Below are 14063 nucleotides of genomic sequence, written 5' to 3'. Positions count from 1 at the left end.
CAGGCCGCATCGATATGATCGACCGACTCGCCGCCGCTCTGCGGCCTGATTCTCCCGTGACGCAGCTCGCGGGCATCAGCGCCGCCAGGGCGGCGGCGCTTTCGCGTTTGGGCGTGCAAACCGTGCGCGACCTGCTGACGTATTTCCCTCGTCGCTATATAGACATGTCGCGGCTGCAGACCATCGCTTCGGCGCCCATCGGGCAGCCTGCGACGGTGGTGGCGCGCGTGCACGAAGTGAAGATCAAGCGTCCCAAGCCCCGCTTCGAATTGGCCGAGGTGACGCTCGTCGACGGCACGGGCGCCATGATCGTCACGTTCTTCAGACAGCCGTGGCTTGCGAAGTCGCTTCCTGCGGGCACGCGGGTGAGCGTCGCGGGCACGATGGAGTTCAACTATGGCTTCAAGCGTATGACCTCGCCGTTTCTCGACAAGCTCGACGCCGACGACGATCCGTCCGCGGGCAGGATCGTGCCCGTCTATGGGGCGACGGAGGGGTTGCCGGGCGCAACGATACGTCGCCTGGCCGCGGCCGCTTTGGACTCGTGCGCCTGTATGCACGACCCTCTGCCGCACGAGCTGCGCGTGCGATACCGGCTCATGTCGCGTCATTGCGCCCTGCGCGCCGTGCATTTCCCCTCGTCGATGGCCGAGCGCGCCCAGGCGCGGCGCCGTCTTGCCTACGAAGAGGTGCTGCTGCTCGAGGTGCAGCTGATGCGCCGTCAGAAGCAGGCGTTCGAGGGGCGTACGCCGTTCGCGCACCGCGTCGACGGGTCGTGCTTCGGTCGCCTGTTCGGCGTGCTGCCCTTCGAGCTCACGAGCGATCAGATGCTTGCCGTCGAAGAGGTCAGATGCGACATGGCCTCGCCCGAGCGCATGAATAGGATGCTGCTCGGCGACGTCGGCACGGGCAAGACCATGGTCGCCGCGTTCGCCTTGGCGGTGGCCGCCGACAGCGGCACGCAGGCGCTCATGATGGCGCCGACCGACGTCTTGGCCCGCCAGCACGCCGCAAAGCTCGGGCCCTTGCTCGACGCGGCGGGCATACGCTGGGAACTTCTGACCGGTTCGAGCTCGGCGTGCGAGCGTTCCCGCGTTCTGGAGGGTCTCGCTTCGGGCGAGGTGTCGGCGGCGTTCGGCACGCATGCCCTGCTCGAAGACGACGTCGTGTGCAAGCGATGCACGCTCGTCATCGTCGACGAGGAGCAGCGCTTCGGCGTCGGCCAGCGCGACAAGCTCGTCTCCAAAGGCGAGGCGCCCGATTTCCTTTCCATGACCGCCACGCCCATTCCGCGTACGCTCGCGCTTGCTCTGCACGGCACGATGTCGTTGAGCTATCTGCGCGAAGCGCCCGCGAACGCTGCGGGCCGCAGGACCGAGGTGGTCGGTTTCAGGGAGCGCGGCCGGGCCTACGACGCGGCGCTTGCCGCCTGCGCGCGCGGCGAGCAGGTCTATGTGGTGTGTCCGCTGGTGGGTAGGAAGAAGCCTTCCGATGCCGAAGAGCCGCGGCAGGGTCGCGGGAAGGATCGCGTCGATGCGGCCGAAGACGGTCCGTCGTATATCGAATCCGACGACGACATGCGCGGCGACGATCCGAAGGCCGCCGAGGCCGAAGCGGCGTTCTTGCAAGCCAAGACCTTTGCGGCCTATAAAGTAGGTTTGCTGCACGGCCGCATGAAACCCGCCGAGAAGCGCGCCGTCATGGACAGCTTCGCCGCGGGCGAGATCGACGTGCTGGTGAGCACCACGGTGATCGAGGTTGGCATCGACGTCGCCAACGCCACGGTGATGATCGTCGAAGATGCCGAGCGCTTCGGCCTCGCGCAGCTGCATCAGCTGCGCGGGCGCGTGGGACGCGCGAGCCTGCCGGGCGAGGTGTATTTGGTGGCGGCAACGTCGGATGCCGTCGCGACCGAGCGCCTGACGGCGATGGAGCGTACCGACGACGGCTTCGAGTTGGCGGAATACGACCTGTCGCAGCGCCGTGAGGGCGATATTCTCGGCAATAGGCAGCATGGCGCGGGCATGCTCAAGCTGGTCGACATGGCGCGCGACGCCGCGCTTATCGAGGCTGCCCATGCCGATGCTCGCCGTCTGGTCGAATCCGAGGCGCGCGACGGGGCGAGCAACGAATTGAAACTGCTGTACCGCGAGGCCGAGGCGGCCTTCGTGCGGCAAGACGAGGGGCGGGGGAGCCCTTCGGGGAAAACCCAGGCGCGTTCGCGCCGATAGGAGGATGCACGATGCGCGTTATCGCTGGTTTGTACAAAGGAAGGCCGCTTGCGGCCCCGAAGGGCTCGTCCACGCGCCCGACGACCGACCGCGTTAAGGAATCCCTGATAAGCACGATCGTCTCGGCTTACGGGCCGCTCGAGGGCGCCCGCGTCCTCGACGCGTTTGCGGGAAGCGGCGCCTTGGGCATCGAGTGCCTGTCGCGCGGCGCGGCGTCGGCCCATTTCTTCGAGCGCGATAAGGCCGCCTTGGCGGCGCTGCGCTCTAATGTCGACATGCTGGGGCTTCCCGTCGATCGCGCGCGGATTTTTCGCGCCGACGTGATGAAGAATCCGCCTCTTGCCGGCGGATCCGCCTATGACATCGTGTTTCTCGATCCTCCGTACGCGTTTTCGGCCGACGAGGTGTATGGTCTGGTGGCCGCCCTGCGCGACGGCGGGCGCTTGTCCGACGACGCCGTCATCAGCTACGAGCACGACGCGTCGTGCGACCTGGGCGCGTTTTTCGCCGACAAGGGCGTGCGAGCGGATATACTTGCCAGCAAACGATTCTCGAAAACGGTCATCGACCTTTTCCGCCTCTCGTAAATTCCCACGGTTCGCAAGGAGGACCATCTCATGAAGAAAGCTCTCGTGCCAGGCACGTTCGACCCGATTACCAACGGGCACCTCGACGTCATCGGCCGCGCGTCCCAGATGTTCGACGAAATCGTCGTGGGCGTCGCCGCTTCCGCGAAGAAGGGCCCGCTGTTCTCGCTCGACGAGCGCGTCGCGTTCGCCCGCGAGGCCACGGCTGCGCTCGGCAACGTCACGGTCGAGCCGTTCGACGACCTGCTCGTGCATTTCGCCGCCGAAATCAACGCCAACGTGGTGGTGAAGGGCTTGCGCGCCATCACCGACTTCGAATATGAGTTCCAGATGACGGCCGCGAACTATCGCTTGAACAGGGATATCGAGACCATGTTCATCATGTCTCCTCCGCAGTACATGTATCTTTCCAGCTCGATCGTGCGCGAGGTCGCCTCGTTCAACGGCGAGGTCGGCGAGCTCGTGCCGCCGTGTGTCGAAGCCGCGCTGCGTGCCCGTTTCGCCCACTAAGGGGCGTTCGAACGCATTCCGGGTCCGCTCGGCCGCATGCGCGCGACCGAGCGAAACGGCACGTGCGAAGGGGCATGCGGTGTGGAGATAGCATCGATGCCGCTTTTTCGTGCTAAAATAACCCGATATTGCACACGGGTCGTCTCTTCGTCCCGTCATCTTGGCAAAAAACCAGGGCCTCGCCCTGTAACAACGCAGCTTCAACGCAGCACGCACGAAAGGGACTACTCATGGACGAAACAGGAGTTCTTGGACTTATCGAGGAGCTTTCCATTCTCCTCGAGGACTCCAAGCCGGTTTTCGGCAAAGGAAATCTTCGTCAGGTCGATATCGCAGCGGCTTTTGAAATCATGGACGAGATTCGCGACACGTTCCCGGGCGAGTTCGCCCAGGCCCGCCAGATCGTCCGCGAGCGCCAGAGCCTCATCGACGACGCCGAGGCCGAAAGCGCCCGCCTGATCGAAGACGCCCGCAGCCAGGCTATGACCATCGCTTCCGAACAGGAAATCGTTCGCATTGCCCAGCAGCAGGCCGACACGATCATGGCCGATGCCCGCGAGCTTGAGCGCCAGACGCGCGCAGGCGCCGAGGATTACGCCGACGAGGTCTTCGGCCACGTCGAGCAGAGCCTCGACACGCTCATCACGAGCGTGCGCCGTTGCCGCGACCGCCTCAACAACCAGGGCATCGGACGCTAATGGAACGTCTTATCATCGAAGTTCCTGCAGAGCTTTTCTCGCCTGCGGAAAGCACGGTGCGCGAAGGCGTTTTCGATCCGGGTCCGTTCTCGTGCGGTCCGGACGAATTCGTCGCATGCGCGCCGTTTTCCTACAGCGTCGTGCTGTCCAACGTCGGCGGTGCGATTCTGGTGACGGGAACGGTCACGGGCGAGGCGAGCACCTCGTGCGCCCGCTGCCTCGACGATATGACGGTCTCGATCTCGGGCGAGGTCGAGGGCTACTTCATCATCGAAGGGGAGGGGCAGGCTCCCGAAGACATGGACGAGGACGAATTCGACGTCCTGCCCGAGTCGCATGAAATCGATTTGGAAACGCTGCTTATGGCGGCCATCCTGGTCGATCTGCCGCTCGTTCCCCTGTGCGACGAGGACTGCAAAGGAATCTGCGCGCAGTGCGGGGCGAACCTCAACGAGGGTGCGTGCGATTGTTCCGCTTCCGTCGAAGAGGACGATTGCGTGGGTAAGAACAACCCGTTCGCCGCGCTTAAGGATCTTTCGTTCGATTAAACGGCTCGAATCGTACGTTTTTCTTTGTGAGCCCGAATTCGAGTATTGCGCAAACAAGGTTGGTTTGCTATTATCTCGTTTCGTCTGATTTTATAGATATGACCGTTTCGATCGAAGGTATCGGTCGAGGGGATAAGGAGATGGAAAACCATGGCAGTGCCTAAGCAAAAGACTGGTCGTGCTCGTACCCACTCTCGTCGCAGCGCCAACAGCGTTCTCGCTATGCCCGCTCGTTCTACGTGCCCGCAGTGCGGCGAGGTCAAGCTGCCCCACCGCGTGTGCGGCAACTGCGGCTACTACGGTAAGCGCGAGGTCCTCGAGACCGAGTAACAGGAGCATCACAAGTTCCACTATTAACACTATTGCCGGCTCACGAGTCGGCAATTCGTGTATAAAGGGTTCTATACGGCTCGCTTTTCGCGGGCATTAAAGCAAGAATCGAAAGGAATCTCATGTCGTTTGACGATACCGTGACCATCGCCGTAGATGCTATGGGCGGCGACCATGCTCCCGGCGTCGTGCTTGAAGGCGTGGCTTCTGCTCTCGAGAAGGACGAGAGGCTCGAAGTCATTCTGGTCGGCCCTGCGGATGTCGTAGAGCCGTTCGCAAGCGCCCATGCGCGTTGCGTTGCCCAGCCCGCTTCCGAGATTATCGCGATGGACGAGCATCCGGCGCAGGCCGTTCGCAAAAAGAAAGACTCTTCGATCGTGGTGGGCTGTCGTGCCGTCAAGGAGGGTCGAGCCCAGGGTTTTTTCTCTGCGGGTTCCACGGGAGCCTGTCTAGCGGGAGCGACGCTCGGCATCGGTCGCATCAAGGGGGTCCAGCGCCCTGCGCTGTGCAGCGTGATTCCTTCCCCCATCGCGCCTGTGGTTATGACGGACATCGGGGCGAATGCGGATTGCAAGCCCGAATACCTGGTGCAATTCGCTCGGATGGCCGCCATCTATGCCGAGAAGATCGTCGGAATCAAGAATCCGCGCATCGCGCTTCTCAATATCGGTGAAGAGGACACCAAAGGTTCGCAGTTCGCCCAGCAGGCGTTCTCCCTTATGAAGGAGAACGTGCCTGGCTTCGTGGGCAATGCCGAAGGCAACGATATCATCGATGCTGCTTATGATGTCATCGTGACCGACGGCTTCACAGGCAACGTCACCCTCAAGACCATCGAGGGAACCTCCAAGGCGCTTTTCAGCGCGCTCAAGGGGGTCATGACGTCGTCTTTGAAGGCCAAGATGGGCGGTTTGGCCCTCAAAAACGACCTCAAAGAGCTTAAGGACAGCATTAGCGCCGACACTTACGGCGGCGCACCGCTGCTCGGCGTCGCGGGTATCTGCTTGGTCGGTCATGGTTCCAGCAATGCGACCGCCATCGAGAACGGCGTGCTTGCGTCGGCCGACATGGTGCGCAAAGACGTCGCAGGCCTTATCGCCGAGGCGGTGGGCAAGTAGATGACGCATACCGAAGAGCAACAGAACAAGATCGAGGCCGCGCAGCGCATCGTCGGATACGAGTTCCGCGACCCCGCCATCCTTCTTGCCGCCATCACCCATCCTTCCGCTACCGAAGGCATGCCTGTCAAATTCAGCTACGAGCGCCTCGAGTTCCTCGGCGACAGCATCCTGGGAGCCATCGTCGCCAATGCGGCGTTTCACGAGTATCCCGACCTCGATGAGGGCGGCTTGACGCGCATCAAGGTGGCGCTCGTTTCGGGTGCCAGCCTGTCGTCGGTCGCCGAGAAGCTCGGCTTCGCCGACGTCATCGTGTTCGGTTCCTCGGAGCGCGGCACGGGCCGTCGCGGCCTGCATTCGGCTCTCGAGAACGTCTATGAGGCCATCGTGGCCGCGCTGTTCCTAGATGCCGGCATCGAAGGCGCTCAGGAATTCGTGGGCCGTACGCTCATTCCGCGCATGTCGATCGACATGGCGCGCGAGCCGGAGAATCCGAAGAGCGCCTTGCAGGAGAAGCTGCAGGAAGAGGGCATCACGCCCACGTACAAGCTTGTGGAAACGCAAGGCCCGCCGCACGACCGCACGTTCGTGTCCCAGGTCTTCGCCGGCATGAAAGCGCTTGCGAGCGGCATGGGCCGCACGAAGAAAGAAGCCGAGAGCCAGGCTGCCAAGACCGCGCTCGATTCGCTCGGCTTCGGCAAGACGTCGAAGGCCGATAAGGCGAAAGCCAAGCAGGAGAAGAAACAGGCTCGCGCCGAGAAAAAGATCAAAGGCTAGGAATGCACCTCAAGTCGCTTGTCCTCAAGGGGTTCAAATCGTTTGCCGACCGCTCCGCGATATCGCTCGAACCGGGCATCACGGCGGTGGTCGGCCCGAACGGATCGGGAAAATCGAATATCTCCGATGCGGTGCTTTGGGTCCTCGGCGAACGTAATGCGAAGAACCTGCGCGGCCAGGCGATGGAGGACGTCATCTTCGCGGGGTCTTCGGCGCGCAAGAGCGTCGGCGTGGCCGAGGTCGACCTGGTGCTCGACAACGCCGACGGCACGTTGCCGGTCGATTTCTCCGAAGTGTCGCTGACGCGGCGCATGTATCGCAGCGGCGAAAGCGAATATCTGATCAACGGATCGCCGGCGCGGCGCATGGACTTCATGGACATCCTGCACGATACGGGCCTAGGAACGGGTGCGCATTCGATCATCGGGCAGGGCAACCTCGACGCGATTTTGGCGAGCAGGCCCGAAGACCGACGCGCCTTGATCGAAGAGGCCGCGGGCGTCCTCAAGCATAAGCAGCGCAAGGAGCGCTCCGAGCGCAAGCTCGCGGCGATGGACGCCCATCTGGCGCGCGTCAAAGACGTTGCCGCCGAAGTCGAGCGCCAACTCAAGCCGCTCGCCCGCAAGGCCGCCCGCGTGCAGGCCTACGAATCCGTTTCCGAGGAACTCGCCGAACTCGAGTTGATGCTCGCCGTGGACGACCTGCGCGTCTTGCAAGCTCGCTGGGACGACATATTGCTGCGCGAGCGCGAGGCGGCCGCAGCGATCGACGTGGCGCGCATTTCCGCCGACGAGGCCGCGGCGAAGCTTGAAAAACTCCAGGCGCTTCTGCAGGAGAAAGGCCTCTATGTGGGCGATTTGACTGCGCAGCGCGGCCGTTTTCATATGGCGCTCGAGCGTCTCGAGTCGAACGACGCGCTCCTTCGCGAAAAGGCGCGCGGAATCCGCGAACGCCTCGCCTCGGCGCGTGAGACGTTCGCAGGCGGCGCGCGGCGCATCGAGCGCTTCGAGCGCGAAGTGTCCGAGCTTCGCGAGAAGGCGGGCGATGTCGCGGCGCGCCGCGACGCGCTGGCGTCGGCGATCGACGAGCTCGCGTGCGATTGTGCGCAGGCGGGCGCCGAGCGCTCTTGTGCGGATGAGCTCCTTTCCGAAATCCAGGCCGCCATGCGTGTCTGCGAACGCGAGCTCGATGCCGCCCTTGCGCGTAGGGCCGAGCTGCAAGACGGCCTTGCCGGACGTCTGTCTTCCAAGGAATTGCTCGAATCGAAAAAAGCGGAGCTGTCCGCCGAGCTCGAATCGGCGCGTGCCGAGGCTCGGCGCCTCGAACGCGATGCGGCCTGCGCCGCGGCGCACTCGAGCGAGCTGAAGGGCGAAAGCGAGGCCGCTGTCGCCGCGGTCGGCGAGGCCGCTGCCCGCGCCTCTACCGCGCGCGATGCGTGCGAGAGCGCGCGCCGCGCCGTGCAGAAGACCGAGGGGCGTATCGCGGCGCTCGTCGAGCTGCGCCGAAGCCTTGCGGGCCGCGACGAGGCTTCGGCCTGGATGCGCGCCCACGCGAAGGATTTCGATGCGCAGGCGTTCGCCGTATCGTCGTGCATCAAAGTTCCGCAGGATCTCGAGGCGCTCGTCGAGCAGCTCCTCTCCGATGACCTTGCCGCTTTGTGCGCGACCGATTCCGAGCGCGCCTGTGCGATCGCTGCGGCGCTTTCGGGCGCCCGTGTCGAAGGCGCCGCCAGCGTGCTGATCGCATCCGACGCCTGCGAGCGGCCGGCCGTGGACGGACGCCTGCTCGACCGGATCGAATATCCTGCGACGCTTTCCGCGGCGATGGAGTCGCTGCTTGGAGACGTGGTGCTGGTCTCGTCGTTCGACGAGGCGGCGGCCCATGCCGCGCAAGGCGATTCGAAGCTTCGCTTCGCCACATCCGACGGATTTGTCGTTCGCCCGGGCGTAAAGGTGTCGTTCGGCTCGGGGGCCGATGCTCGTACGGGCTTGCTCGCCCGCGAGCGTGAGCTCGCCGCGCTGCAGTCTGCTCTGGACGAGGAGAGAGGCATCCTGAACGCAGCCGAAAACGACCTTGCCGGGGCCGAGCGCGCACTCGAGTCGGCGAAGGCCGAAAGTCACGAGCTTTCCCAGGCATACGCCCGAAGCGAAGGCGAGGCCGAAAGCGTCCGGGCCGACCTCGGCCGCGCGAGGGCGCGCATCGTGTCGAACGAGTCCGCGTTGCGCGCGGTCGCGGCCGATCTGTCCGACGCGCTCGAGAAGCTTGCAGCCGTTCGGCCCGAAATGGACCGGTTGGCCGATGCGGCGCAGGCGTGCCGCGAACGGCGCGTGCAGCTCGAGGAGCGCAGGGCCGACGCTTCGGCCGCTCGCGAGGCGGCCTTTCAGAACGAAAGCCGCCTGCAGGCGGAGCTTTCGGAGGCCCGGCTCGAGCACGCCACCGCCGTCGAGCGTTCGAAATCGCTCGAACGCGAATGCCGCGAGCGCCAGGCCGACCTCGACCGCGCGTCGAAGGCGCGCGAGCGGGCGGCCGGTCAGATACGCGTGCTCGAGCGCGCCGAGCGCCGCATCGACCCTCTGCATGGCGTATTCGCCGCATTGCGTGAAAGCGCGCAGGCGCGCCTCGACGACCTCGCGGGCAAGGCCGCCATCGCCCAGAGCAGTTCGAGAGAGCTGTCGGACGCGATCGGGGCCGCTCGCGAAGCTTCCGGCCAAGCCCAGGAGCGTCTTGAAGCGTCGCGCCTCGCGCTAAGCGAGGTGCGCATCGGCAAAGGCAAGCTCGAAGTGCAGGTCGAGGCGGCCGTTTCCGCGATCGTGCACGATCGCGGCGTTCCGATCGAGACGGCGATAGAAATCGCTCCTCCCGACGACCGCGTCGCCGCTGAAGAGCGGGTCGTCAAGCTGGCCAAGCGTCTGAAATCCATCGGTTCGATCGATCCGTCTGTCGCCGAGGAATACGAAGCGGCCAAAGATCGTTATGATTTCCTTTCGTCGCAAATCGAAGACGTCGAAGCGGCCCGTCGTGCATTGCGGCGCATCGTATCTGCGATCGACGCGCGCATGAAAGAGCAGTTCGACGTCACGTTCGAGCGCGTCGATGCGAACTTCAGGCGCATCTTCGCGCAGTTGTTCCCGGGCGGTTCGGGCTCGCTCGAGCTGGTTGCGCTCGACGACGCAGGCCGCCTCGGCGTCGAGGTCCATGCGCAGCCGCGCGGCAAGAAGATCGCCAAGATGACGCTTATGAGCGGCGGAGAGAAATCGCTCGTCGCCATCGCGCTGCTCTTCGCGGTATACAGCATCAGGCACACGCCCTTCTATATCCTCGACGAGGTGGAGGCGGCGCTCGATGACAGCAACCTGCGGCGCCTGCTCGCGTATCTCGATACGCTGCGTCACGAGACGCAGCTGATCATGATCACGCATCAGCGGCGCACGATGGAGATGGCGGATGTGCTCTATGGCGTCTCCATGCAGGCCGACGGCGTGACCAAGGTGGTCTCGCAGCGCCTTGACAAGGCGTCTCGCACGAAACGATAGGGGCGGCGCGCCTGCGCCTCCCCTCTAACGGATATTGGAAAGGAGACCCTCATGGGATTCTTCAGCCGCATCAGCGAAGGATTGGCGCGTTCGCGCGAAAAGTTCACCGAGCAGATGAACGTCTTGCTCGACCGCGGTCCCGATCTTGACGAGGAGTTCTGGGAGGGCCTCGAAGAGACGCTCATCCTGGCCGACATCGGCGGCGCCGCCGCCAGCGATATCGTCGAGGATCTGCGCGACAAGGCGACACGCAAGGCTTTGCCCGATGCCTACGCCGTGCTCGACATGCTCAACGACCGCATGGCCGAGGCATTCTGCGCCGGCGGCGAAGAGGTCTTCGGCGGGGAACCCGCTTGCGTGCTTTTCGTCGGTATCAACGGCGCCGGCAAAACCACGACGGTCGGCAAGCTGGCCAAGGAGGCTACCGACGCGGGCCGCACCGTCTTGTTGGGCAGCGCCGACACGTTCCGCGCCGCCGCGATCGAGCAGCTCGAGGAGTGGGCTCGCCGTGCCGATGTGGAAATCTGCACGCGAGAGCGCGGCAGCGACCCCGCCAGCGTGTGCTACGACACGATCGAGCGCGCCGAGCAGAAAAACGCCGACCTGGTGTTAATCGACACGGCTGGTCGCCTGCATACGTCGGCCGACCTGATGCGCGAGCTCGAAAAGGTCGTCAACGTGGTGCGCAAGCGCTCCAAGCTTCCCGTGTATACGGTGCTCGTGATCGATGCCACCACCGGCCAGAACGGCCTGGCCCAGGCGCGCGAGTTCGATCGCGCCCTCAAGCTCGACGGCGTGATCGTGACCAAGCTCGACGGCACGGCCAAGGGCGGCATCGCGTTGGCCGTCAGCCACGAGCTCGAATTGCCCGTGCTCAAAATCGGCGTGGGCGAAGGCCTGGGCGATCTCAAAGATTTCGACGCGCATGATTTCGCCCGTGCGTTCGTGGGCGATTTCGACGAGCGTTCCTAGGGCTTTTTCGCTCACATTCGGCCGTCTGGTCCCGCAGTCCCGGATTCATCGCGTAATCCGGGACTTTTTTTCTTCTAGCGGGGCAGGGTGCTGCATAATGAATAGGATTCACGTAAACAAGCCTGCTCGATGTCTCAAAGGAGCTCTTTTCCATGTTCGATAATCTTTCCGACCGCTTGCAGGGGATCTTCTCGGGCCTGCGCTCGAAGGGCCGCCTGACCGAGGACGATATCAATGCGGCCATGCGCGAGATCCGTATGGCGTTGCTCGAGGCCGACGTCAACTTCAAGGTTGTCAAGGAATTCGTCGCGTCCACCAAGGCGCGCTGTCTCGAGGCCGAGATCCTCGATTCGCTCACGCCCGCGCAAAACGTGGTGAAGGTGGTTCTCGACGAGCTCACTGCGCTGCTCGGCCAGTCCGATTCGAAGCTCGTGCTTACCAGCCGCATTCCCAACGTCATCATGCTCGTCGGCCTGCAGGGTTCGGGTAAGACCACCGCGTCGGCCAAGCTGGCCTATCTGCTGAAGAGCAAGGGCCACAGCCCGCTTCTCGTGGCGTGCGACGTGTATCGTCCCGCCGCCGCCGACCAGTTGCAGACGCTCGGCGACGAGATGGGCGTGAAGGTGTATCGCGGCGACGGTCAGGATCCGGTGCGCATTGCCGAGGAAGGCGTGCGTTTCGCGATCGACAACCTACGCGACGTGGTTGTCGTCGACACTGCAGGCCGCCTGCATGTCGACGACGCCATGATGGACGAGGCCGCTGCGATCAAGGCGGCAGTCAAGCCCGACCAGATTCTCATGGTCGTCGACGCCATGACCGGCCAGGACGTGGTCAACGTCGCCCAGGCCTTTGCCGAGAAGGTCGAATTCGACGGCGTGATCATGTCCAAGATGGACGGCGACGCCCGCGGCGGCGGCGCGCTTTCGCTCAAGCAGGTCACGGGCAAGCCGATTAAATTCATCAGCGCGGGCGAAAAGCCCGACAGCCTCGAGGAATTCCATCCCGACCGCATGGCCAAGCGCATTCTGGGCATGGGCGATGTCGTCTCGCTGATCGAGCACGCCTCGAAGGTGCAAGCCGAAGAAATAGAGGCCGAGACCACGGCTCGCATGGCCAAGGCCCAGATCAATCTCAACGACTTCCTCGAAATCAAGAAGCAGGTCAAAAAGATGGGCGGTATCAGCAAGCTGGTCAGCGCCCTGCCGGGCGGCGATAAGGCCATGGCTTCCGGCCAGGTCGACGAGGGCGCCCTCGACCGCATGGAGACGGTGATCTTCTCCATGACGAAGCACGAGCGCGAGCACCCCGAAGTGCTCAACGGCAGCCGCCGCGCCCGCATCGCCGCAGGCTCCGGCACCACGGTGCAGGAAGTCAACCAGGTGATGAAGCAGTTTCACGAGACTCGCAAGATGCTCAAGAAGGCCATGCCCGCCGCCGAGGCCATGCAGAACGGCCGCGGCAAGAAGGGCAAGAAAGGCAAGAAGGGCCGCAAGCCGCGTTTGGGCATTCCCGGCATGGGCGGTATGAAGATGTCGGATTTGAAGAAGCTTCAGGACATGATGGGCAATATGGACCTCTAGGTCGAATTCGTCGGCCCCGCGTTCCCGCGGGGCCGACGTGCGAGCGGCTTCGTCGGACGGATGGATGGCGGCAACCGTGTGCATTCGACCGCATGCCGACGTCGCGTCTTGCACCTCAGGCCCTCCTCCGTATAATCGATGAGGTATGGAAAAACCTAGAAAGGGGTTTGCAATGGCAATCAAGGTCGGCATCAACGGTTTCGGTCGCATCGGCCGTCTCGTGTACCGTGCAATGGCGAACGATCCCGAGCTCGACGTCGTGGCCGTCAACGACCTGGGCGATATTCCCACCATGGCCCATCTTCTGAAGTACGACTCCGTGCACGGCCGTGCATTCGATAAGGTCGAGGTGGTCGAGGACGGCTTCATCGCCGACGGCCACAAGACCAAGGTGCTCTGCGAGCGCGAACCCTCCAACCTGCCCTGGGGCGAGCTCGGCGTCGACGTCGTCGTCGAGTCTACGGGAATCTTCAAGACCGGCGAGCTTGCTTCCAAGCACATCGAGGCAGGCGCCAAGAAGGTCATCATCAGCTGCCCTGCCAAGGGCGAGGACATCACGATCGTGATGGGCGTCAACGATGGCGACTATGACAAAGAGAAGCATCGCATCATCTCCAACGCTTCCTGCACCACCAACTGCCTCGCTCCCTTCGCGAAGGTCCTGATGGAGAACTTCGGCATCAAGCGCGGTTACATGAACACCATCCACGCATACACCAACGACCAGAAGATCTTGGACCTGCCCCATAAGGACCTGCGCCGCGCCCGCGCCGCAGCCCTGTCCATGATTCCGACCACCACGGGCGCGGCTCGTGCGGTTTCCCTGGTGCTGCCTGAACTCAAGGGGAAACTCGATGGCTTTGCCACGCGCGTTCCTACCCCCGATGGATCCATGGTCGATCTCACCGTCCAGCTTGAGCGCGAGGTGACCAAGGAAGAAATCAACGCCGCCATGAAGGCCGCCGCCGAGGGCCCCCTCAAGGGCATTCTCGAGTACACCGAGGATCCGATCGTCTCGATCGACATCGTGGGCAATTCCCACTCCTCGATTTTCGACAGCCAGCTCACTATGGTCATGGGCGAGAAGAGCGACATGGTGAAGTGCATCTCCTGGTATGACAACGAGTGGGGCTACTCCAATCGCGTCAAAGATCTTGCGAAGATCCTTCTTTAATA

12 protein-coding genes are annotated in these 14063 nt (G+C 63.5%); all 12 read left to right on the top strand.

All coding sequences use genetic code 11. The features are described 5' to 3' along the window. The first annotated feature begins 14 nt into the window (after window positions 1–14). The gene (locus Q6E04_RS06405; RefSeq protein ID WP_303249965.1) at window positions 15–2231 is read left to right on the top strand and encodes an ATP-dependent DNA helicase RecG; all 2217 of its coding nucleotides are present in this window, start codon (window positions 15–17) and stop codon (window positions 2229–2231) included. 11 nt (window positions 2232–2242) lie between these two features. Then, window positions 2243–2818 (top strand): 16S rRNA (guanine(966)-N(2))-methyltransferase RsmD, encoded by a 576-nt coding sequence (rsmD, locus tag Q6E04_RS06400; protein ID WP_303249964.1) that lies wholly within the window; start codon window positions 2243–2245, stop codon window positions 2816–2818. A 30-nt stretch (window positions 2819–2848) separates the two neighbouring features. Next, on the top strand, window positions 2849–3328 hold the full coding sequence (gene coaD / locus Q6E04_RS06395; protein WP_303249963.1) for a pantetheine-phosphate adenylyltransferase: 480 nt from the start codon (window positions 2849–2851) through the stop codon (window positions 3326–3328). Window positions 3329–3558: 230 nt separating this feature from the next. After that, window positions 3559–4026 (top strand): hypothetical protein, encoded by a 468-nt coding sequence (locus Q6E04_RS06390; protein WP_009138920.1) that lies wholly within the window; start codon window positions 3559–3561, stop codon window positions 4024–4026. Then, entirely contained in the window at window positions 4026–4574 is a 549-nt protein-coding gene (locus Q6E04_RS06385) for a DUF177 domain-containing protein (RefSeq protein WP_303249962.1), read from the top strand. Before Q6E04_RS06390 ends, Q6E04_RS06385 begins: the two co-directional genes overlap by 1 nt. Window positions 4575–4724: 150 nt before the next feature. Then, window positions 4725–4904, top strand: a complete 180-nt coding sequence (gene rpmF / locus Q6E04_RS06380) for a 50S ribosomal protein L32 (protein ID WP_123197433.1) — start codon at window positions 4725–4727, stop codon at window positions 4902–4904. Window positions 4905–5026: 122 nt separating this feature from the next. Beyond that, on the top strand, window positions 5027–6022 hold the full coding sequence (plsX, locus tag Q6E04_RS06375) for a phosphate acyltransferase PlsX (RefSeq protein ID WP_303249961.1): 996 nt from the start codon (window positions 5027–5029) through the stop codon (window positions 6020–6022). Beyond that, window positions 6023–6799 (top strand): ribonuclease III, encoded by a 777-nt coding sequence (rnc, locus tag Q6E04_RS06370; protein ID WP_303249960.1) that lies wholly within the window; start codon window positions 6023–6025, stop codon window positions 6797–6799. A 2-nt stretch (window positions 6800–6801) separates the two neighbouring features. Then, window positions 6802–10332, top strand: coding sequence for a chromosome segregation protein SMC (gene smc / locus Q6E04_RS06365; RefSeq protein WP_303249959.1), 3531 nt, complete (start codon window positions 6802–6804; stop codon window positions 10330–10332). 51 nt (window positions 10333–10383) lie between these two features. Next, entirely contained in the window at window positions 10384–11304 is a 921-nt protein-coding gene (gene ftsY / locus Q6E04_RS06360; RefSeq protein ID WP_123197429.1) for a signal recognition particle-docking protein FtsY, read from the top strand. Window positions 11305–11456: 152 nt separating this feature from the next. After that, a complete protein-coding gene (ffh, locus tag Q6E04_RS06355) occupies window positions 11457–12887 on the top strand; it encodes a signal recognition particle protein (RefSeq protein ID WP_303249958.1) in 1431 nt (476 codons plus the stop codon). 172 nt (window positions 12888–13059) lie between these two features. Continuing rightward, the gene (gap, locus tag Q6E04_RS06350; protein ID WP_303249957.1) at window positions 13060–14061 is read left to right on the top strand and encodes a type I glyceraldehyde-3-phosphate dehydrogenase; all 1002 of its coding nucleotides are present in this window, start codon (window positions 13060–13062) and stop codon (window positions 14059–14061) included. Window positions 14062–14063: the final 2 nt, after the last annotated feature.

Origin of the sequence: uncultured Slackia sp., from assembly GCF_959608125.1 — a bacterium.
GTDB lineage: Bacteria > Actinomycetota > Coriobacteriia > Coriobacteriales > Eggerthellaceae > Slackia.
The sequence above is the reverse complement of the archived record's forward strand: the minus strand, read 5'-3'. Positions and strand labels throughout refer to the sequence as shown.

Bases quoted from the DNA above. Each gene is read 5' to 3' on its own strand.
- smc (WP_303249959.1), top strand. From the start codon at position 6,802: ATGCACCTCAAGTCGCTTGTCCTCAAGGGGTTCAAATCGTTTGCCGAC.
- rnc (WP_303249960.1), top strand. From the start codon at position 6,023: ATGACGCATACCGAAGAGCAACAGAACAAGATCGAGGCCGCGCAGCGC.
- ftsY (WP_123197429.1), top strand. From the start codon at position 10,384: ATGGGATTCTTCAGCCGCATCAGCGAAGGATTGGCGCGTTCGCGCGAA.
- coaD (WP_303249963.1), top strand. From the start codon at position 2,849: ATGAAGAAAGCTCTCGTGCCAGGCACGTTCGACCCGATTACCAACGGG.
- rpmF (WP_123197433.1), top strand. From the start codon at position 4,725: ATGGCAGTGCCTAAGCAAAAGACTGGTCGTGCTCGTACCCACTCTCGT.
- Q6E04_RS06385 (WP_303249962.1), top strand. From the start codon at position 4,026: ATGGAACGTCTTATCATCGAAGTTCCTGCAGAGCTTTTCTCGCCTGCG.
- Q6E04_RS06405 (WP_303249965.1), top strand. From the start codon at position 15: ATGATCGACCGACTCGCCGCCGCTCTGCGGCCTGATTCTCCCGTGACG.
- Q6E04_RS06390 (WP_009138920.1), top strand. From the start codon at position 3,559: ATGGACGAAACAGGAGTTCTTGGACTTATCGAGGAGCTTTCCATTCTC.
- plsX (WP_303249961.1), top strand. From the start codon at position 5,027: ATGTCGTTTGACGATACCGTGACCATCGCCGTAGATGCTATGGGCGGC.
- ffh (WP_303249958.1), top strand. From the start codon at position 11,457: ATGTTCGATAATCTTTCCGACCGCTTGCAGGGGATCTTCTCGGGCCTG.
- rsmD (WP_303249964.1), top strand. From the start codon at position 2,243: ATGCGCGTTATCGCTGGTTTGTACAAAGGAAGGCCGCTTGCGGCCCCG.
- gap (WP_303249957.1), top strand. From the start codon at position 13,060: ATGGCAATCAAGGTCGGCATCAACGGTTTCGGTCGCATCGGCCGTCTC.